This is a genomic window from Leclercia sp. 1548 (genome assembly GCF_050435045.1).
Taxonomy (GTDB): domain Bacteria; phylum Pseudomonadota; class Gammaproteobacteria; order Enterobacterales; family Enterobacteriaceae; genus Enterobacter; species Enterobacter adecarboxylatus.
Window position 1 is genome coordinate 200523 of sequence record NZ_JBNDJP010000005.1, and the last position, 19717, is coordinate 220239.

At 56.7% G+C, this 19717-nt stretch carries 22 protein-coding genes; 16 read left to right on the forward strand and 6 right to left on the reverse strand.

The window, feature by feature from the left end; translation table 11 throughout:
- Positions 1-12: 12 nt before the first annotated feature.
- Positions 13-1347 carry a galactarate/glucarate/glycerate transporter GarP gene (gene garP, locus ABIE02_RS15475; protein ID WP_032614362.1) on the reverse strand — a complete coding sequence of 445 codons (1335 nt, stop codon included), beginning with the start codon at positions 1345-1347 and terminating at the stop codon, positions 13-15.
- 413 nt (positions 1348-1760) lie between these two features.
- On the opposite strand from garP, the gene garD reads away from it, so the two are divergent.
- The 8 genes from garD to ABIE02_RS15515 all read left to right on the forward strand — a co-directional run bounded on the left by garD (position 1761) and on the right by ABIE02_RS15515 (position 9798).
- On the forward strand, positions 1761-3332 hold the full coding sequence (garD, locus tag ABIE02_RS15480; protein WP_336994964.1) for a galactarate dehydratase: 1572 nt from the start codon (positions 1761-1763) through the stop codon (positions 3330-3332).
- Between the two features lie 176 nt (positions 3333-3508).
- Positions 3509-4363 carry a tagatose bisphosphate family class II aldolase gene (locus tag ABIE02_RS15485; protein WP_336994963.1) on the forward strand — a complete coding sequence of 285 codons (855 nt, stop codon included), beginning with the start codon at positions 3509-3511 and terminating at the stop codon, positions 4361-4363.
- Positions 4364-4385: 22 nt separating this feature from the next.
- The gene (gene gatZ, locus ABIE02_RS15490) at positions 4386-5657 is read left to right on the forward strand and encodes a tagatose-bisphosphate aldolase subunit GatZ (protein ID WP_186371767.1); all 1272 of its coding nucleotides are present in this window, start codon (positions 4386-4388) and stop codon (positions 5655-5657) included.
- Between the two features lie 13 nt (positions 5658-5670).
- Positions 5671-6138, forward strand: a complete 468-nt coding sequence (gene gatA, locus ABIE02_RS15495) for a PTS galactitol transporter subunit IIA (RefSeq protein ID WP_336994962.1) — start codon at positions 5671-5673, stop codon at positions 6136-6138.
- A gap of 27 nt (positions 6139-6165) precedes the next feature.
- A complete protein-coding gene (gene gatB / locus ABIE02_RS15500; RefSeq protein ID WP_032614370.1) occupies positions 6166-6450 on the forward strand; it encodes a PTS galactitol transporter subunit IIB in 285 nt (94 codons plus the stop codon).
- A gap of 4 nt (positions 6451-6454) precedes the next feature.
- Positions 6455-7828 carry a galactitol-specific PTS transporter subunit IIC gene (locus ABIE02_RS15505; RefSeq protein WP_148569599.1) on the forward strand — a complete coding sequence of 458 codons (1374 nt, stop codon included), beginning with the start codon at positions 6455-6457 and terminating at the stop codon, positions 7826-7828.
- Positions 7829-7870: 42 nt separating this feature from the next.
- Positions 7871-8914, forward strand: a complete 1044-nt coding sequence (gatD, locus tag ABIE02_RS15510) for a galactitol-1-phosphate 5-dehydrogenase (RefSeq protein ID WP_103792792.1) — start codon at positions 7871-7873, stop codon at positions 8912-8914.
- A gap of 110 nt (positions 8915-9024) precedes the next feature.
- A complete protein-coding gene (locus ABIE02_RS15515; protein ID WP_336994961.1) occupies positions 9025-9798 on the forward strand; it encodes a DeoR/GlpR family DNA-binding transcription regulator in 774 nt (257 codons plus the stop codon).
- An 81-nt stretch (positions 9799-9879) separates the two neighbouring features.
- On the opposite strand, the gene rsmI is transcribed toward ABIE02_RS15515, so the two are convergent.
- Positions 9880-10743, reverse strand: coding sequence for a 16S rRNA (cytidine(1402)-2'-O)-methyltransferase (gene rsmI, locus ABIE02_RS15520; RefSeq protein WP_032614379.1), 864 nt, complete (start codon positions 10741-10743; stop codon positions 9880-9882).
- 62 nt (positions 10744-10805) lie between these two features.
- Here rsmI and ABIE02_RS15525 point away from each other — a divergent pair, with 62 nt between their 5' ends.
- The 4 genes from ABIE02_RS15525 to dolP are packed head-to-tail and all read left to right on the forward strand — an operon-like array spanning position 10806 to position 14506.
- Positions 10806-12956 carry a penicillin-binding protein activator gene (locus ABIE02_RS15525; RefSeq protein ID WP_429211314.1) on the forward strand — a complete coding sequence of 717 codons (2151 nt, stop codon included), beginning with the start codon at positions 10806-10808 and terminating at the stop codon, positions 12954-12956.
- Positions 12914-13309: a YraN family protein gene (locus ABIE02_RS15530; RefSeq protein WP_032614383.1), complete on the forward strand. Its 396-nt coding sequence runs from the start codon at positions 12914-12916 to the stop codon at positions 13307-13309. The genes ABIE02_RS15525 and ABIE02_RS15530 overlap by 43 nt, the downstream gene beginning before the upstream one ends.
- Before the next feature lie 21 nt (positions 13310-13330).
- A complete protein-coding gene (diaA, locus tag ABIE02_RS15535; protein ID WP_032614385.1) occupies positions 13331-13921 on the forward strand; it encodes a DnaA initiator-associating protein DiaA in 591 nt (196 codons plus the stop codon).
- A gap of 9 nt (positions 13922-13930) precedes the next feature.
- A complete protein-coding gene (gene dolP / locus ABIE02_RS15540; RefSeq protein ID WP_032614388.1) occupies positions 13931-14506 on the forward strand; it encodes a division/outer membrane stress-associated lipid-binding lipoprotein in 576 nt (191 codons plus the stop codon).
- 37 nt (positions 14507-14543) lie between these two features.
- Here dolP and ABIE02_RS15545 read toward each other — a convergent pair whose 3' ends face one another.
- Complete coding sequence (locus ABIE02_RS15545; RefSeq protein ID WP_059307119.1) at positions 14544-15188, reverse strand: NAD(P)H-binding protein; 645 nt, start codon at positions 15186-15188, stop codon at positions 14544-14546.
- A gap of 126 nt (positions 15189-15314) precedes the next feature.
- Between ABIE02_RS15545 and ABIE02_RS15550 the strand changes: the two genes are divergently transcribed.
- Positions 15315-15833 (forward strand): type 1 glutamine amidotransferase domain-containing protein, encoded by a 519-nt coding sequence (locus tag ABIE02_RS15550; protein ID WP_032614390.1) that lies wholly within the window; start codon positions 15315-15317, stop codon positions 15831-15833.
- Here ABIE02_RS15550 and ABIE02_RS15555 read toward each other — a convergent pair.
- Positions 15819-16247, reverse strand: a complete 429-nt coding sequence (locus ABIE02_RS15555) for a YhbP family protein (protein WP_032614393.1) — start codon at positions 16245-16247, stop codon at positions 15819-15821. The two genes, ABIE02_RS15550 and ABIE02_RS15555, sit on opposite strands and share 15 nt — an antisense overlap.
- A gap of 55 nt (positions 16248-16302) precedes the next feature.
- On the opposite strand from ABIE02_RS15555, the gene ABIE02_RS15560 reads away from it, so the two are divergent.
- Positions 16303-16602: a GIY-YIG nuclease family protein gene (locus tag ABIE02_RS15560; RefSeq protein ID WP_059307118.1), complete on the forward strand. Its 300-nt coding sequence runs from the start codon at positions 16303-16305 to the stop codon at positions 16600-16602.
- Here the strand turns inward: ABIE02_RS15560 and ABIE02_RS15565 are convergent.
- Entirely contained in the window at positions 16589-17092 is a 504-nt protein-coding gene (locus tag ABIE02_RS15565) for a GNAT family N-acetyltransferase (protein WP_032614397.1), read from the reverse strand. The genes ABIE02_RS15560 and ABIE02_RS15565 overlap by 14 nt on opposite strands.
- The gene (gene ubiT / locus ABIE02_RS15570) at positions 17086-17610 is read right to left on the reverse strand and encodes a ubiquinone anaerobic biosynthesis accessory factor UbiT (protein ID WP_059307117.1); all 525 of its coding nucleotides are present in this window, start codon (positions 17608-17610) and stop codon (positions 17086-17088) included. The genes ABIE02_RS15565 and ubiT overlap by 7 nt, the downstream gene beginning before the upstream one ends.
- A gap of 221 nt (positions 17611-17831) precedes the next feature.
- Between ubiT and ubiU the strand changes: the two genes are divergently transcribed.
- Both ubiU and ABIE02_RS15580 read left to right on the forward strand, forming a co-directional pair.
- Positions 17832-18827: a ubiquinone anaerobic biosynthesis protein UbiU gene (gene ubiU / locus ABIE02_RS15575; protein ID WP_336994959.1), complete on the forward strand. Its 996-nt coding sequence runs from the start codon at positions 17832-17834 to the stop codon at positions 18825-18827.
- A gap of 8 nt (positions 18828-18835) precedes the next feature.
- Positions 18836-19714, forward strand: a complete 879-nt coding sequence (locus tag ABIE02_RS15580) for a U32 family peptidase (protein WP_262658800.1) — start codon at positions 18836-18838, stop codon at positions 19712-19714.
- Positions 19715-19717: the final 3 nt, after the last annotated feature.

Sequence of the window (19717 nt, forward strand, 5' to 3'; positions counted from 1 at the left end):
TTATACCTTTGCTTATTTCTGCAATTCCATACGTTTGATGTCACCCACTACGAACAGGTAGCAGAACATCGCCATCAGCGCGGAACAGCCTACAAATACCAGCGCCGCGTTGAACGAATGCAGCTCACTGACCAGATAGCCAATCACCAGCGGAGTGACGATTGACGCTACGTTGCCAAAGACGTTAAACACACCGCCACACAGCCCAACAATCTCTTTTGGTGCGGTATCGGAAATCACCGGCCAGCCCAGGGCACCAAACCCTTTGCCGAAGAAGGCCAGCGCCATCAGGGCCACCACCAGCGCGGTGTTATTGGTGTAGTTGCACAGAATGATTGAGGAGGCCAGCAGCATACCCAGCACAATCGGCAGCTTACGCGCCAGGGTAATCGACTTCCCTTTCTTAATCAGGTGATCCGAGAACACGCCGCCCAGTACGCCACCGGCAAACCCGCACAGTGCCGGAATCGACGCCACCAGGCCCACCTTCAGGATCGACATCCCCTTCTCCTGCACCAGATAAATCGGGAACCAGGTGAGGAAGAACCAGGTGATGGTATTGATAAAGTATTGTCCGAAAAATACGCCCAGCATCATGCGGTTGGACAATAACTGTTTGATGTAATGCAGCTTCGGACCGTTGGCCGCTTTATCGCCCGGCTTTTTATGGTCCATATCCACTACCGCGCCGCCGTCCTTAATAAACTTCAGCTCTTCGGCAGTCATACGTGGATGGTCGGTTGGATTATGAATCAGCTTCACCCACAGGCCGGTCAGCACAAAGCCAATCACGCCCATCACGGTAAAGACATGCTCCCAGCCCCAGGCGAAGGTCAGCCAGCCGAGCAACGGAGAAAACAGCGCCAGCGAGAAATATTGGGCGGAGTTAAAAATGGCCGATGCCGTACCGCGCTCTTTGGTCGGGAACCAGGCCGCCACAATACGGGCGTTGGCCGGGAAAGACGGTGCTTCGGAGAAGCCGAGCATAAAGCGCATAAAGAACATCGACACGCCAGCCCAGGCCAGCGGGAAGAGGTCAACAAAGCCCTGCAGGAAGGTAAACAGTGACCAGAAGAACAGGCTGTACGTATAAACCTTTTTCGAACCGAACTTGTCCAGCAGCCAGCCGCCGGGGATTTGCATCAGCAGGTAGGCCCAGCCGAAGGCGGAGAAGATATACCCCATCGACACGGCGCTTAACTGCAGTTCTTTGGCGACTTCCGTTCCGGCAATAGAGAGCGTGGCGCGGTCGGCGTAATTGACGGCGGTAACAATAAAGATAATAAGCAGTATTAAATAGCGGGTCGGAGCCACCTTTTTTGTTTCAACAGTAGTATCCAGCAACATTTGTATTTCCTCTGGTACATCAGTGAATTATTTTTATTATTTTAAGAAAGAGGTATTCCTGATTATTTCAGCAGTAGCAGGCAAACCCGGTTAATAAACCCGGAACCACGAAATCGTTAATGAGTATAATCAACCGCCCTCTGCCCCGCATTGTTGCATCGCTCAATTATGCAGTCTTAAATGAATATAATATTGAGCATATGCACAACACCTTGGGCGCTGATGCACAGATTTCGCCATTGCCCCCCTTACGCCTGGGCGCATGTCAAAAATGAGTGATCGACATCACATTTTTAATTTACCGCGCCTGACATTCTTTATTCCACTGAGCAGAGTCTTTATTTCCGATAACAAGAAAATATACGTACTCTTTGACAAATTAATTATCCCCACTCGCTGGAGAATACTGGACAATGGCCGACATCGAAATTCGACAAACGTCACCGGGCGCGTTTTATATTAAGGTGCACGACACCGATAACGTGGCGATTATTGTTAACGATCAGGGGTTAAAAGCCGGAACGCGTTTCCCGGACGGGCTTGAACTGATCGAACATATTCCACAGGGCCATAAAGTGGCGCTGGTCGATATCCCGGCGCAGGGCGAAATTGTGCGTTACGGCGAAGTCATTGGCTATGCCGTACGGGCGATCCCGCAGGGCAGCTGGATTGACGAATCCCTGGTTGCGCTCCCTGAAGCGCCGCCGCTGAACACCCTGCCGCTGGCAACCCGCGTGCCGGAGCCAATGCCAGCCCTGGAAGGCTATACCTTTGAAGGCTTCCGCAATCCAGACGGCAGCGTCGGCACCAAAAACCTGCTCGGTATCAGCACCAGCGTGCACTGCGTGGCGGGCGTGGTCGATTTCGTGGTGAAGATTATTGAGCGTAACCTGCTGCCAAAATACCCGAACGTTGATGGCGTGGTGGGTCTGAACCATCTGTACGGCTGCGGCGTGGCGATCAACGCCCCGGCGGCGATTGTGCCAATCCGTACCATTCACAATATCGCGCTAAACCCGAACTTTGGCGGCGAAGTGATGGTAGTGGGCCTCGGTTGCGAAAAACTGGTCCCGGAAAAACTGTTACAGGGCACGGAAGATACGCAGGCCATTCCTGTCGATAGCGCCAGCGTTGTGCGTTTGCAGGATGAGCAGCACGTCGGTTTCCGTTCCATGGTCGACGACATTTTGCAGGTAGCTGAGCGCCATCTGGCGAAGCTGAACCAGCGTAAGCGTGAAACCTGCCCGGCCTCTGAGCTGGTAGTAGGCATGCAGTGCGGCGGCAGCGATGCCTTCTCCGGCGTGACTGCTAACCCGGCTGTGGGTTATGCCTCGGACCTGCTGGTGCGCTGCGGCGCCACGGTAATGTTCTCGGAAGTGACCGAAGTACGGGATGCCATTCACCTGCTCACGCCGCGCGCCATCAACGAAGAGGTGGGCAAACGCCTGCTGGAAGAGATGGCCTGGTACGATAACTATCTCGACATGGGCAAAACCGACCGCAGCGCTAACCCCTCGCCGGGCAACAAGAAAGGCGGCCTGGCGAACGTGGTGGAAAAAGCCCTTGGCTCTATCGCCAAATCGGGCCAGAGCGCCATTGTTGAGGTGCTCTCGCCGGGTCAGCGTCCGACCAAACGCGGCCTGATCTATGCCGCCACGCCAGCCAGCGATTTCGTCTGTGGCACCCAACAGGTGGCCTCCGGGATCACCGTGCAGGTGTTCACCACCGGGCGCGGTACGCCGTACGGCCTGATGGCCGTCCCCGTCATTAAAATGGCGACCCGCACCGAGCTGGCTAACCGTTGGTTTGACCTGATGGATATCAACGCGGGCACCATCGCCACGGGCGAAGAGACGATTGAGGATGTGGGCTGGAAGCTGTTCCACTTTATTCTCGACGTGGCCAGCGGTCGCAAGAAAACCTTCTCGGATCAGTGGGGATTACACAATCAGTTGGCGGTATTTAACCCGGCTCCTGTGACCTGATAGTGCAGTAAACCTCTTTAGCATGGCTCCGGCCATGCTTTTTTTTTGCCTTTCGTTCTTTCGCAAACTTCCTTTCTCTTTCGCTTCTTTCGTTTTTACGATACCAATCACAAAAAAGCATTCCGAAACACTATATCTTCTTTCGAAGAAAACAAACGAAAGGTTTCGGAGGAAGAATGCACATCATTTCGACCAAAGCGATGCTCACGAAGGCTCAGCGAGAAGGTTACGCGGTTCCAGCTTTCAATATTCATAATCTCGAAACGCTGCAGGTTGTTGTCGAGACTTCCGCCGAGCTGCGCTCGCCGCTGATCGTTGCCGGAACGCCTGGCACCTTCAGCTATGCCGGGATCGGCAATATCGTGGCTATCGCGGGGGATCTGGCAAAAACGCATAACCAGCCGCTGGCGATCCATCTCGATCATCACGAAACGTTCGACGACATCGCCCAAAAAGTGCAGGCAGGCGTGCGCTCGGCAATGATCGACGGATCGCACCTGCCGTTTGCCGATAACGTGGCGCTGGTAAAACGGGTCACCAACTACTGCCATCGCTATGACGTCAGCGTGGAGGCGGAGCTGGGTCGACTTGGCGGTCAGGAAGATGACCTGGTGGTGGATAGCAAAGATACCCTTTACACCCATCCGCAGCAGGCCCGCGAGTTCGTGGCACTGACCGGCATCGACTCCCTTGCCGTCGCCATTGGCACCGCCCACGGCCTCTATACAGCCACGCCAAAACTCGATTTTGAACGTCTGGAAGAGATTCGCAGCCATGTGGACGTTCCGCTGGTGCTGCACGGCGCCTCGGGACTTTCTACCGCCGATATCCGCCGGGCTATTGGTCTTGGTATCTGCAAAGTGAACGTCGCCACCGAGCTGAAAATCGCCTTTTCCGACGCGCTGAAAAGTTATCTTGCGGAGCATCCTGAAGCCAGCGATCCCCGTCACTACATGATCCCCGCCAAAACCGCCATGAAAGAGGTGGTCCGCAAAGTCATTCATGACTGCGGCTGCGAAGGCAAACTCTGACCCCCACAACCCGGAGAAAACGGTGAAAAATATTATTGCCCGCCATAAAGCGGGAGAACATCTCGGTATCTGTTCCGTCTGTTCAGCGCACCCGCTGGTGATCGAAGCCGCCCTGCGCTTTGATCTGGCAAGCGGTAACAGTGTCCTCATTGAAGCCACGTCCAACCAGGTAAATCAGTATGGCGGCTATACCGGCATGAAGCCGGCCGACTTCCGCGATTTTGTTCTGAACATCGCCGAAAAGGTGGGCTTCCCGCAACAAAGGCTAATCCTCGGTGGAGATCATCTTGGGCCGAACTGCTGGCAGAATGAACCCGCAGAGACGGCGATGGAGAAAGCCGTCGAGCTGATTAAGGCTTATGTGGCTGCGGGCTTCAGTAAGATCCATCTTGATGCATCGATGTCATGCGCCGACGATCCCATTCCCCTGGATCCCGTGATAGTAGCCCAGCGTGCGGCGCGGCTGTGCCAGGCAGCGGAAGAGACCGCCAGCAACGCGCAGAAAATGGCGCTGACCTATGTCATTGGCACCGAAGTGCCGGTACCGGGCGGCGAGGCCAACAGTATTGACACTGTACATGTAACCCGCGTGGAGGATGCCGCGCGCACCCTCGAAACACATCAGGCCGCATTCCAGGCTCTGGGTCTGGATGAAGCAATGACCCGGGTCATTGCTATCGTAGTGCAGCCCGGCGTTGAGTTCGACCATACCCAGATCATCCACTATCAGCCGCAGGCCGCTGAAGCCTTGTCGGGCTGGATCCGCCAGACGCCGATGGTTTATGAAGCGCACTCTACAGATTATCAGTCCAGACAGGCGTACCGGGCACTGGTGAAGGATCATTTTGCGATCCTGAAGGTCGGCCCAGCCCTCACCTTCGCCCTGCGCGAGGCCATTTTTGCCCTGGCGCAGATGGAGACGGCACTGATCGCCCCGGAAGATCGCAGCCGCGTGCTGGAGGTGATCGACGAGGTGATGCTGAACGAGCCGGATTACTGGAAAAAATACTATCGCCCAACCTGGAGCCAGGCGATGGTGGACATTCACTTTAGCCTGTCAGACCGCATTCGCTACTACTGGCCGCACCCACGGATCCGTCAGAGCGTGGACAAGCTGCTCGCTAACCTGGACAGCCTGACCCTGCCGCTGGGGTTGATCAGCCAGTACATGCCTGTGCAGTTTGAACGCGTCACCGCACAAACCCTTGCCCCAACGCCCCAGGCGCTGGTCATCGACAGAATACAGGACGTTTTACGTGCGTACCGCTACGGCTGCGCGCCTGACGCTACTTAAGACTGGAGGATTCATGAGCAAACTGTTTGTCCGTACCGGCATTGATTTTGCCACTTGCCAGCAGGCGCTGGCTCATATCGGCGAGGAGATGCTGGCGAAGGGGGTCGTCCATCCTACTTATCCTGCCGCACTACTGGGGAGGGAAGCGGTGTTCCCCACCGGTATCGCCCTGGAAAAACATGCCGTGGCGATCCCGCACTGCGAGGCGATTCATGCCAGAGAACCGGCACTTTACCTGATCCGTCCTGACAATCCGGTTCATTTTCATCAGGCTGATGACGATACGGAGATCGCCGTGTCGCTGATTATCGCCCTGATAGTGGAAAACCCTTCAGCGCAACTTACCCTGCTGCGCCGGCTATTTAGTGAGCTGCAAAAACCAACTCTGATGGAGGCGTTGCTTACCGCGCCGGACCACCAGCTGGAGGCCCTGTTTGCGGAGGCCATCCTGATGACCGAACCCTGTAAGCAAGCCTCGTAACATACTGATAATAAGAAGGAGTACCCTATGAAACGTAAAGTTATCGTCGCCTGTGGAGGCGCGGTTGCCACCTCCACCATGGCTGCCGAAGAGATCAAAGAGCTGTGTGATGCCCACAACATCACCCTGGATCTGGTGCAGTGCCGGGTGACCGAAATTGAAACCTATATGGACGGCGCAGACCTGATCTGCACCACCGCAAAAGTCGACCGTACCTTTGGTGACATTCCGGTGGTCCACGGTATGCCGTTTGTATCGGGCGTCGGCATTGAAGCCCTACAGCAAAAAATCCTGACCATCCTCGAGGGGTAAGATCATGTTTACCGAAATCATGCGGTATATCCTCGATCTGGGGCCGACGGTCATGCTGCCCATCGTCATCATTATCTTCTCGAAGCTGCTGGGGATGAAGTTGGGCGACTGCTTTAAATCCGGTCTGCATATCGGGATTGGCTTTGTCGGGATCGGGCTGGTTATTGGCCTGATGCTCGACTCCATCGGTCCGGCGGCCAAAGCGATGGCGGAGCAGTTCCAGATTAACCTGCACGTGGTGGACGTGGGCTGGCCAGGTTCATCACCTATGACCTGGGCTTCGCAGATTGCGCTGGTGGCGATCCCAGTGGCGATTGGTGTCAACGTGCTCATGCTGGTCACCCGTATGACCCGCGTGGTGAACGTCGATATCTGGAACATCTGGCATATGACCTTTACCGGGGCGATGCTGCATCTGGCTACCGGCTCTTACTGGCTCGGGATCCTCGGCGTGGTAGTCCACGCGGCCTTTGTCTACAAGCTGGGAGATTGGTTTGCCAAAGACACACGCGACTTCTTCGGCCTGGAAGGGATTGCCATCCCGCATGGCTCCTCCGCTTACCTTGGTCCGATTGCGGTGCTGGTCGATACACTCATTGAGAAGATCCCCGGGCTGAAGCGCATCCACTTCAGCGCCGACGATGTGCAGAAACGCTTTGGCCCATTTGGCGAGCCGGTCACTGTCGGTTTTGTGATGGGGCTGGTTATCGGTTTGCTGGCTGGTTACGACACCAAAGGCGTATTACAACTGGCGGTAAAAACCGCTGCGGTGATGCTCCTGATGCCGCGCGTCATCAAGCCGATCATGGACGGCCTTACGCCGATTGCTAAACATGCGCGTAAGCGTCTGCAGGCAAAATTTGGCGGGCAGGAGTTCTTAATCGGCCTCGATCCGGCGCTGCTGCTGGGCCATACCTCGGTAGTTTCTGCCAGCCTGATCTTTATCCCGCTGACCATCCTGATTGCGGTACTGGTGCCGGGCAACCAGGTCCTGCCGTTTGGCGACCTGGCCACTATAGGCTTCTTCGTGGCGATGGCTGTGGCGGTGCATCAGGGCAACCTGTTCCGCACCCTCATCTCCGGCGTCATCATCATGAGCATCACCCTGTGGATCGCTACCCAGACCATCGGCCTGCATACAAAGCTTGCTGAGAATGCCGGGGCGCTGAAAGCAGGTGGGATGGTGGCCTCTCTGGACCAGGGCGGCTCGCCCATCACCTGGCTGCTGATCCAGCTCTTTACCTGGCAAAACGTGGTGGGTTTCCTGGTGATTGGTGTTTTCTACACTACCGGCGTGCTGCTCACCTGGCGCCGCGCCCGCGCCTGTAGCGCAGCAGAAAAACGCGCTGAGGCCCCACAGAGCCAGACGGCTTCTTAATATCCGGGGAGCGCTGCTCCCCTCTTTTTTCTGGAGTGAATCATGAAATCAGTGGTAATTCATGCTGAGGGCCAGGTGCGCGTGGAAGAACGCCCTGTCCCGGACATTCAGGCTGCAGATGACGTGCGCGTGCGCGTGGTCTGCTCGGGATTATGCGGTTCGGATATCCCGCGTATTTTTGCCAAAGCGGCTCACTATTACCCTATCACCCTGGGTCATGAATTCAGCGGCTACGTTGACGTCTGTGGCTCAGGCATCGACGATCTGGAGGCTGGCGATGCAGTCGCGTGCGTTCCGCTACTGCCCTGCTTCTCCTGCCCGGAGTGTAAAAAAGGCTACTTCTCGTTGTGTAAGCAATACCAGTTCGTCGGCTCCCGCAGCGAAGGCGGGAACGCTGAGTACATTGTGGTGAAGCGCGCTAATCTATTCCGTCTGCCTGCGGAGATGGCCATTGAAGACGGCGCCTTTATCGAGCCTATCACCGTCGGGTTGCATGCATTCCACCTTGCCCAGGGCTGTGAGGGCAAAAATGTGATTATCGTGGGGGCGGGCACTATCGGCCTGCTGGCCATGCAATGCGCGTTGGCGTTGGGTGCGGCAAGCGTGACTGCCATTGATATCAATGATGATAAGCTGGCGCTGGCGACCTCGCTAGGGGCAAACCGGGTATTCAACAGTAAAACCCTCAGTGCAGATGAGATGCTGGCGGCCCTTCACGAGACGCGTTTTGATCAGCTGGTGCTGGAGACGGCTGGCACACCGCAAACCGTCGCCCTTGCTATCGATATCGCCGGGCCACGCGCCCAGGTGGTGCTGGTAGGAACCCTGCACCATGACCTGAATTTATCTGCCGCGACCTTTGGCAAGATCCTGCGCAAAGAGCTGACCCTGCAAGGCAGCTGGATGAACTACTCTGCGCCATGGCCAGGGGTTGAGTGGGAGACCGCTGCCCGGTTGCTTTGCGAAAAAAAATTGCGACTGGAGCCACTGATCGCCCTGACCGGCGACAGCGAAAATTTTGCCCATGCCATTCAGGCACTAAATGGATCACCAATGCAGGGTAAAATCCTGCTGCGCCTGGAATAAACTCATGAGCCAGCAACCGGAGCTGGCTCACATTTACTTTCGAACGCTAGCGTTCACCTTTCGCATCCCTTCGATTAAACTGGAGTAAGTTAATTATCAGGCAAAACAAAATGAACTCATTTGAGCGAAGGAACAAAATCGTTGATCTGGTGAATGCTAACGGCAGCGTGTTAGTACTCGACCTTTCGAATTCTTTTGGCATCTCCGAGGTCACTATCCGCGCCGATCTGCGTTTGCTGGAAGAGAAAGGGCTAGTGACGCGTTTTCACGGTGGGGCGGCAAAGCCGGGCAGTAATTTGGGTGAAAATGAAAACCAGGAAGTACTGCTGGAAGATCGCTACAGTCTCGCCAGTGACCCTAAAAAACGTATCGCCCTGGCAGCAGTAACGATGATCGAAGAGGGGATGACGGTAATTTTAGACAGCGGCAGCACCACCATGCTTATCGCTGAAGCGCTGGCAAAGAAGGCTAATATCACGGTGATCACCAACAGCTTACCCGCTGCTTTCGCCTTATCGGACAACAAAGACATCACCCTGGTAGTGTGCGGAGGTACGGTACGCCATAAGACCCACTCCATGCATGGCACCATCGCCGAACGCTCGCTGGCGGGCATTAGCGCCGATCTGATGTTTGTCGGAGCTGACGGGATCGACACTACCAACGGCATCACCACCTTCAACGAAGGGTACTCGATCAGCAGCGTGATGGCGGCGGCTGCGCATAAGGTGATTGCTGTACTGGACGCGAGCAAGTTCAACCGTCGCGGGTTTAACCAGGTGCTGCCGATGGCGGAGATTGGCTGTGTGATTACCGACGAAGGGATCGGTGAGAAAGAGCTGGAGAGCCTGAAACAAACGTCAGTTGAGCTCATTGTGGTTTAAATGTGCCCGATGGCGATTCGCTTATCGGGCCTACGTGACGAGTTGTAGGCTGGGTAAGCGAAGCGCCACCCAGCAAAAGGCTTACTCCCCTTGCTGCTCCAGAGCATACTTATACAGCGCGTTCTTTTTCACACCGTGGATCTCTGCTGCCAGCGCAGCCGCTTTTTTCAAGGGCAGTTCGGCCTGCAGCAGCGCCAGGGTACGTAGCGCATCGGCAGGCAGGGCGTCCTCTTCAGCTTTATGCCCTTCGACAATCAGCACCATCTCGCCTTTACGGCGGTTTTCGTCCTCTTTCACCCATGCCAGCAGCTCGCCGACCGGCAGACCGTGGATGGTCTCCCAGGTTTTGGTCAGCTCGCGCGCCAGCACCACGTAACGCGCCTCACCCCAGACGGCGACCATATCTTCCAGACTCTCCAGCAGGCGATGGGTAGATTCGTAGAAAATCAGGGTACGCGGTTCGGCTTCGAGCGCCTTCAGTACGTCGCGACGGCCTTTGGATTTGGCGGGCAAAAAGCCCTCATAGCAGAAACGATCCGACGGCAGGCCCGCCGCGCTCAGTGCGGCAATAGCGGCACACGGCCCCGGCAACGGCACAACGCGAATGCCCGCTTCACGGCAGGTGCGCACCAGGTGATAGCCCGGGTCGTTGATCAGCGGCGTACCGGCATCGGACACCAGGGCGATGTTCTGTCCCTCTTTCAGTTTGGCCACCAGCATGGCGGCTTTTTGCTGCTCGTTATGATCGTGCAGGGCAAACAGGCGGGCGTTAATCGCAAAATGTTGCAGGAGCAGGCCAGTATGGCGGGTATCTTCAGCCGCAATAAGATCAACGCTTTGCAACACGGTGAGCGCACGTTGGGTAATATCAGATAAATTCCCGATAGGAGTAGGTACAATATAAAGCTGACCCTGAGAATTATCTGCCGTTTCGTGTTGTTTCATTGTTTCATCCGTATTGCCGATTTAATATTGAGCATTGCGTAAAAAATATCACTGGATACAGTATGGTACCCTTAACGTTTCTTCATAATAAAGTCACGCGCAGCCTTCCGCTGGTGCTGGCAGCCCTGATCTTTGCTGGCTGTGGTACGCAGGCGCCCGATCAAAGTGCTGCCCATATGGAGGGTACAGCGCAGGCTGACTCCGGTTTTTATCTGCACCAGATGGAGCAAAGCTCAGATGATACCCGGATCAACTGGCAATTACTCGCCATTCGTGCACTGCTGAAAGAAGGTAAAAACCAGCACGCCGCCGATCTGTTTAACCAGTTGCCGCAGGATCTGAGCGAGACGCAGCGCCGCGAGCAGACACTGCTGGCCGCTGAACTGAAAATTGCGCAGAACGATGTAGCCGGGGCGAAAAAGATCTTCGGAAATATCGACATCAGTACGCTGGATAAAAACCAGCAGGCGCGTTTCTGGCAGGCCGGCATTGCCGCGGAACAGGGACGCCCTTCCCTGACGCTGCTACGGGCGCTGATTGCCCAGGAGCCGCTGCTCGCTGGCGCTGAAAAACAGAAAAATATCGATGCCACCTGGCAGACGCTCTCCGCGATGAATCCCGATCAGGCCAATGCCCTCGTGATTAACGCCGACGAAAATGTCCTGCAGGGCTGGCTGGATCTGCAGCGCGTCTGGTTCGATAACCGCAACGATCCGACCATGCTGAAAGCCGGCATCAAAGACTGGCAGACCCGCTACCCGAATAACCCGGGTGCGACCCTGCTGCCTACTCAGCTGGTCAATGTGCAGAACTTCAAGCCCGCCTCTACCAGCAAAATTGCCCTACTGCTGCCGCTGGGTGGCCAGGCCGCCGTCTTTGGCCGCACTATCCAGCAGGGTTTTGACGCGGCGAGAAATGGCACCGCTGCCGTCACGGGTAATGCCGTTCCCGCTCAGGTCGCCCAGGCGGCCAACGCCGGTGATGTGGTAAGCCCGTCCAGTGCCGAAACCAACGACCTGACCACGGCTCAACCTGTTGCCGTGCAGGAAGGTACGATGCAGAATCCGGTCCAGGCCCCTCAGACCCGAGAACCTGTCGCCGCACCGAATAACACCGTGCAGGATCCGGCCCCGGCCCCTGAGACCACGGAACCTGTCGCCGCACCGAATGACTCCGTACAGGATCCGATGCAGGCACCTGCCACTGAGCAAGCGCCTCAGACCACGGCCATCGCCAACCCGGCCGCCGAGGTGAAAGTGTATGACACCAGCACCCAGCCGCTCGACCAGGTGCTGAATCAGGTGCAGCAGGATGGGGCCAGCATCGTCGTAGGTCCGCTGCTGAAAAACAACGTCGAAGAGCTGATGAAGAGCAGAACCCCGCTGAACGTGCTGGCCCTCAACCAGCCGGAGCAGGTGCAGAACCTCCCGAACGTCTGCTACTTCGCCCTGTCGCCAGAAGACGAAGCCCGCGATGCCGCGCGCCATATCCACGAGCAAGGTAAGCAGGCTCCTCTGCTGCTGATCCCACGTAGCCAGCTGGGCGATCGTGTCGCTACCGCCTTTGCCGAGGAGTGGCAACAGTTGGGCGGCGGCATTGTTCTGCAGCAAAAATTTGGCTCCAGCGCTGAACTGCGCGCGGGTGTTAACGGCGGAGCGGGTATTGCGCTGACCGGTAGCCCTGTCACGTCCAGCCTGCCGCAGCAGCAGGGCGTGACGATTGGCGGCCTGACTATCCCGGCACCGCCTACGGACGCGCAGATCAGCGGCGGCGGCAACGTCGATGCGGCTTACATCATCGCCACCCCTGAAGAGATCGGTTTTATCAAACCGATGATCGCTATGCGTAACGGCAGTCAGGCTGGCGTGTCGCTGTATGCAAGCTCGCGCAGCGCGCAGGGTACCGCTGGCCCGGACTTCCGTCTCGAGATGGAAGGCCTGCAGTACAGCGAAATTCCGATGCTGGCAGGCGCTAACCCGGCGCTGATGCAGCAGGCGTTGAGCAGCGTACGTAACGACTACTCGCTGGCGCGTCTGTACGCGATGGGCGTGGATGCCTGGGCGCTGGCGAACCACTTCACCCAGATGCGCCAGGTGCCAGGCTTTGAACTTAACGGCAACACTGGCGATCTCACCGCCACTCAGGACTGCGTGATTAACAGGAAGTTATCATGGCTCAAATACCAGCAAGGACAGATCGTTCCGGCCAGCTAACCCGTAAACAGACCGGCGACGCGCGCGAGTCAGAGGCGCGTCGCTGGCTTGAGCGCAAAGGACTGCGCTTTATCGCCGCGAACGTTCGCGCGCGCGGCGGGGAAATTGACCTTATTATGCAGGACGGCCCGACCATCGTGTTCATCGAGGTGCGCTACCGCCAGTCTTCTCATTATGGTGGGGCCGCCGCCAGCGTGACCCGGGCCAAGCAGCAAAAATTATTACTCACCGCCCAGTTGTGGCTTGCCCGGCATAATGGCAGCTTTGATACTGTGGATTGCCGGTTCGATGTGGTAGCCTTCACCGGAAACGCCATCGAATGGTTCAAAAACGCCTTCGGCGCAGACGCGTAAATCAGATCGTTAAGGGATACCGTGCTCGAAAGAATTAAGGTTTGCTTCACCGAAAGCATTCAGACTCAGATCGCAGCGGCAGAAGCGCTGCCGGACGCCATCTCCCGTGCGGCGATGACGCTGGTCCAGTCCCTGCTTAACGGCAACAAAATCCTCTGTTGTGGCAACGGCACCTCGGCCGCCAACGCACAGCATTTTGCTGCCAGTATGATTAATCGTTTTGAGACAGAGCGTCCCAGCTTACCTGCCATTGCACTTAATACCGATAACGTGGTCTTAACAGCGATTGCTAACGATCGTCTCCATGATGAGATCTATGCCAAACAGGTGCGTGCGTTAGGACACGCCGGTGATGTGCTGCTGGCTATCTCTACGCGCGGCAACAGCCGCGACATCGTCAAAGCCGTTGAAGCCGCCGTCACGCGCGACATGACCATCGTCGCACTGACCGGTTACGATGGCGGCGAGCTGGCGGGGCTGTTAGGTCCTCATGATGTTGAGATCCGTATTCCTTCTCACCGCAGCGCCCGCATCCAGGAGATGCACATGCTGACGGTGAACTGTTTATGCGATCTGATCGATAACACGCTTTTCCCTCACCAGGATGATTAAGGAGTATACATGAAGGCACTTTCGCCCCTCGCAGTCCTTATTTCTGCGCTGCTGCTTCAGGGATGTGTGGCTGCAGCGGTAGTGGGTACCGCGGCAGTGGGCACCAAAGCCGCGACTGACCCGCGTTCCGTGGGCACACAGGTAGATGACGGCACCCTAGAGTTGCGCGTGAACAGCGCACTGTCCAAAGACCAACAAATTAAGAAAGAAGCGCGCATCAACGTTACGGCTTACCAGGGCAAAGTCTTGCTGGCAGGCCAGGCGCCAAATACCGAACTTGCCGCCCGTGCGAAGCAGATCGCGATGGGTGTAGAGGGCGCCACTGAGGTGTTTAATGAAGTGCGCCAGGGTCAGCCGATTGGCCTGGGTGAGGCCTCAAACGATACCTGGATCACCACGAAAGTGCGCTCCCAGCTGTTGGGTAGCGATCAGGTAAAATCCTCTAACGTGAAGGTGACCACCGAGAACGGCGAAGTGTTCCTGCTCGGCCTGGTAACTGACCGCGAAGGTAAAGCGGCGGCAGATATCGCCAGCCGGGTGAGCGGCGTGAAACACGTCACCACCGCGTTTACCTATCTGAAGTAGTTATCCCCTGCCCTCTGCTGCCATCAGCAGAGGGCCATTAGCCTTGCCCCTGCGCCATCTCCCTGATCTTCGCTGACGTAATAATATTGACGCCACCCGGCGACGCACCAAGCGCCTCCTGCAGCATCACCTGCGCCACATCCCGGGCCTCGACCGATTTCCAGTTGCCGGGCAACAGGCTAAACAGCGGCGCAAACAGTGATTCACTGAAGCGATGCTTCTCTCGTTCGCCCAGCAACATTGAGGGCCGCACGAGGGTCAGTCGCTCCCACTTCTGGGCGATCAGGGCCTCTTCCATTTTGCCTTTCACTTTGTTGTAGAAGAACGGCGAGTGCGCGTTGGCTCCCATCGCACTGACCACCAGCAGATGCTTCGCCCCGAGCCGTTTGCCGGTCAGGGCCGTATCCACCACCAGGGTATAGTCGGCATGGATAAAGGCCTCTTTGCTGCCTGCTTCACGCCGCGTGGTACCCAGACAGCAAAAAACGGTATCCACCGGATCCTGAACCTGAGCCAGGGCATCGGTTAGCTGCGGATCGTGTGGATTGAACACACCTTCGATATCCCCCAGCGGGCGACGTGTCGGGGCGGCGATATAGTTAACTCTCCGATCCTGAATCAGCATACGCAGCAGGTGCCCACCCACAAGACCAGTCGCGCCGGTAATTAAAACCTGACTCATTATTCCTCCTTTGCAGATTAGTCCGTATGCGATTTCATGCTCTTCAACCACACTTAGTAGTCTCAATGCTAAGTATTTACCACAAGCGAAGAAAAAGCTGTCTGAAGCCAAAACAACGGAGGAAGCATGAGCAAGAAAATTGCAGTCTTGATCACCGACGAGTTTGAAGATTCAGAATTCACCTCGCCTGCTGAGGCGTTCCGCAAAGCGGGACATGAGGTGATCACAATCGAAAAACAGGCGGGAAAAACGGTGAAAGGCCATAAAGGCGAAGCCAGCGTTTCCATTGATAAAGCTATCGACGAAGTGCAGCCCGCAGAGTTTGACGCCCTGCTGCTACCCGGCGGCCACTCCCCGGATTCACTGCGCAGCGACTCGCGTTTCGTGACCTTTACCCGTGATTTTGTCGATTCCGGCAAACCGGTCTTCGCCATTTGTCACGGCCCGCAGCTGCTGATCAGTGCCGAAGTGGTGCGCGGTCGTAAACTAACGGGCGTGAAATCGATCGCCATTGATCTGAAAAACGCCGGGGCGGATTTCCACGATCAGGAAGTGGTGGTTGATAAAGATCAGCTTGTCACCAGCCGTACGCCGGAAGATCTGATCGCGTTTAACCGCGAGGCGCTGCGCTTACTCGGCGCGTAGCCAGTGATGTTTTTTACCAAAGCCTAACGTGTTGTCAGTGAACTTAAGTTCATCCAGACGGATTTCCCATACGGGAGCTGGCATTGCGGCGGCAACCGGAAAGCGACGAAGGTAGTGCTTACGCATGGCGTCGCTTTCCTCCCCTTCCAGGCGACGGATCTCCCCTTTAAATTGCACCCCGCGAATCAACGCCACATTCTTCGGCTGTCCGTTGACGGTGCCCGCGACCCTGGCTTGCCTGCCGCTCATCTGGGCATGACGGGTTTTATCCTCGCTTAAGACATAGAACGCCACCCGCTGTGGATCGTAGTAGTAAAAGGCATTGGCGCACCACAGCTCATCGTCATGATGCACACACCAGGTGACCACATGCTGCTTCGCCAGCCAGCGGTTGATAGCGGCCAGAGTTTCCATTTCGCTTCTCTCTCGTGCTAAGGTGCGTTCACCTTAACATACTGAATCTTTCGCCGTGTGCTGGTTTCTCTATCTGGTTCGAACTGCTGATAATGCGCTCTATACGGGGATCACTACCGATGTCCCGCGCCGCTTCCTGCAACATCAGACAGGAAAAGGGGCGAAGGCGTTACGCGGCAAAGGAGAACTGACGCTGGCGTTTTCCGCCGTCGTGGGGGATCGGTCGCTGGCGCTACGGCTGGAGTACCGGATCAAACAGCTGACGAAGCGCCAGAAAGAGCGCCTCGTCAGTGGGGATGGAACCTTTGAGGCGCTACGGGAGAGCCTGCAAACGCCGCTGATTAAAAGCGGTTGAAGTGGTCGTGGTATTCGACCAGGCCGCTGACGCCGTTAAGCGCATCGTCTGCCAGACCGTGCAGCTGGAAAGCCGACTCGGTGCCCGGCCAGCGGCAGCGCAGATCGTAATGCGCTGCTTTCTCGAAGCCTAAACGGCTGTAGAACGCCGGATCGCCCAGCGTGACCACCGCGGCATAGCCAAACTCGTTGAGTGAATCCAGCCCTTCGTAGACCAGCTGACGCGCCAGGCCCTGGCCGCGGTAGTTTTCATCCACCGCCAGCGGTGCCATGCCGACCCACTGCAACTCTTCGCCCTGCACGGTGACCGGGCTAAAGGCGACGTAGCCTACAACCTGCCCCTCATCGTCCGTAGCCACCAGGCCCAGGGTAATCAGGCCATCTTCACGAAGGTCCTGAACCAGTTGCGCTTCACCGTCTCCGTCGAAGGCCCGGCGTAATAAGGCATCAATACCCGGCGCATCGATCCCAATCTCTACTCGAATCAACATGGCTCACCTACAGAAGTGTGTTTACTTTCCGGCGGCGTTTTCAGGCCCGCCTCGACAAAATCGGCCAGTTGCAGCAGCGCCACGCGCAGCGGCTTCGGCATCTGCTCCAGTTCAATGGCATCCATCAGGTTTTTAACATACAGGCCTAACTCGGTATCGCCCTCAATCACCAGACGGCGCTGGAAAAAGAGCGTGTCAGGATCCTGTTTACGCGCCGCGATCATCAGCAGATCGCTGGCGTCAGCGCTGAAGCTGACATCCGCCTCAGCAGATTCACGTACCACCAGCTGTTCATTTTCAACGGAAGTGTACCAGCGCAGGCCGATGTCCCGCACCTCGATACTTAACCAGCGTCCTTCCAGAAATTCCAGCTCGCCCTCCGCCAGCGCCTGGCGAAACTGCCAGCTTAGTACCTGCTCCAGCACCTGGCGCTTCAGCGCAAAGGGCGCCAGCTTCACCGGCACGCTCAGCAGCGATGGGCCAAATTGTACGAGACGTGAACGCAGTTTATCCAGCACGAGCAATACTCCCTGATATCTATAGTCCTGATATTTTGCCATATCCAGTCGTTGGTATAGCGGCGTAAATCAACAAACTGGCGTCCGGCATAATCCATTATTGGTGCCATCAATACGCCATTAGCTGCCTTAAATCAAAAATTGTCGCCGGATGGTTAACTAAAATCGCTGCTCGATAACAATTTTGCATCCCTCTGGGGCTGCGAACGTCAGGATAAATTATGGAGCTGCTCTGCCCTGCTGGAAATCTACCGGCGCTTAAGGCGGCCATCGAAAACGGCGCCGATGCGGTTTATATCGGGCTGAAGGACGATACCAATGCCCGTCACTTCGCTGGTCTCAATTTTACTGAGAAAAAGCTACAGGAAGCGGTGAGCTTCGTGCACCAGCACCGCCGCAAGCTGCACATCGCCATTAATACCTTTGCCCACCCCGACGGCTATCAACGCTGGCAGCGCGCGGTGGATATGGCGGCACAGCTGGGCGCCGATGCGCTGATCCTTGCCGACCTCGCCATGCTGGAGTATGCCGCCGAACGCTATCCCCATATTGAGCGCCATGTCTCGGTTCAGGCATCGGCCACCAATGAAGAAGCCATTCGCTTCTATCATCGTTACTTCGACGTTGCGCGCGTGGTGCTGCCACGTGTGCTTTCTATTCATCAGGTTAAGCAACTGGCGCGCGTCACGCCAGTTCCGCTGGAAGTTTTTGCCTTTGGCAGCCTGTGCATTATGGCCGAAGGTCGCTGCTACCTCTCCTCCTACTTAACCGGCGAATCCCCTAACACCGTGGGGGCCTGCTCGCCGGCCCGCTTCGTGCGCTGGCAACAAACTCCCCAGGGGCTGGAGTCGCGTCTGAACGAGGTGTTGATTGACCGTTATCAGGACGGCGAAAACGCGGGTTATCCGACGCTGTGCAAAGGCCGCTATCTGGTGGATGGCGAGCGCTATCATGCGCTGGAAGAGCCTACCAGTCTCAATACCCTGGCGCTTTTGCCGGAACTGCTGGCCGCCAATATTGCCTCGGTCAAAATCGAAGGCCGCCAGCGCAGCCCGGCTTACGTCAGCCAGGTGGCAAAAGTGTGGCGCCAGGCGATCGATCGCTGCATGGCAGATCCCAAGCAATATGCCCCGCAACCCGCATGGATGGAGACCCTGGGCGCAATGTCCGAAGGCACTCAGACCACGCTGGGCGCGTATCACCGTAAATGGCAGTGAGATAACGCATGAAATATTCATTAGGACCGGTGCTCTATTACTGGTCAAAAGAGACGCTGGAAGATTTTTACCAGCAGGCCGCAACCAGTCAGGCCGATGTGATTTATCTCGGTGAGGCGGTATGCAGTAAGCGCCGGGCCACTAAAGTGGGTGACTGGCTGGATATGGCAAAAAGCCTGGCAGGCAGCGGCAAACAGGTGGTGCTCTCCACCCTGGCGCTGGTGCAGGCCTCGTCTGAACTGAACGAGCTGAAACGCTACGTGGATAACGGCGAGTTTCTGCTGGAAGCCAGCGATCTCGGCGTGGTGAACCTGTGCGCCGAGCGCAAACTGCCGTTTGTCGCCGGGCATGCGTTGAACTGCTACAACGCCGTAACCCTGCGTCTGTTGCTTAAACAGGGCATGACCCGCTGGTGTATGCCGGTGGAGCTTTCCCGTGACTGGCTGGTCAACATACTGGCGCAGTGCGACGAACTGGGGATCCGCAATCAGTTTGAAGTAGAAGTACTCAGCTATGGCCATCTGCCGCTGGCCTACTCCGCACGCTGCTTTACCGCGCGCTCAGAGAACCTACCGAAGGATGAGTGCGAGACCTGCTGCATCAAATATCCGAACGGGCGCAGCATGCTGTCGCAGGAGAATCAGCAGGTGTTTGTCCTGAACGGAATTCAGACCATGAGCGGGTACGTTTATAACCTCGGTAACGAACTGGCGTCGATGCAAGGGCTGGTGGATATGGTGCGTCTGTCGCCGCTGGGCAAGGAAACCTTCGCCATGATTGACGCCTTCCGCGCCAACGAGCAGGGCGCTGCCCCGCTGCCGCTGACGGCAAACAGCGAGTGCAACGGCTACTGGCGACGGCTGGCCGGGCTGGAGCTGCAGGCGTAAAGA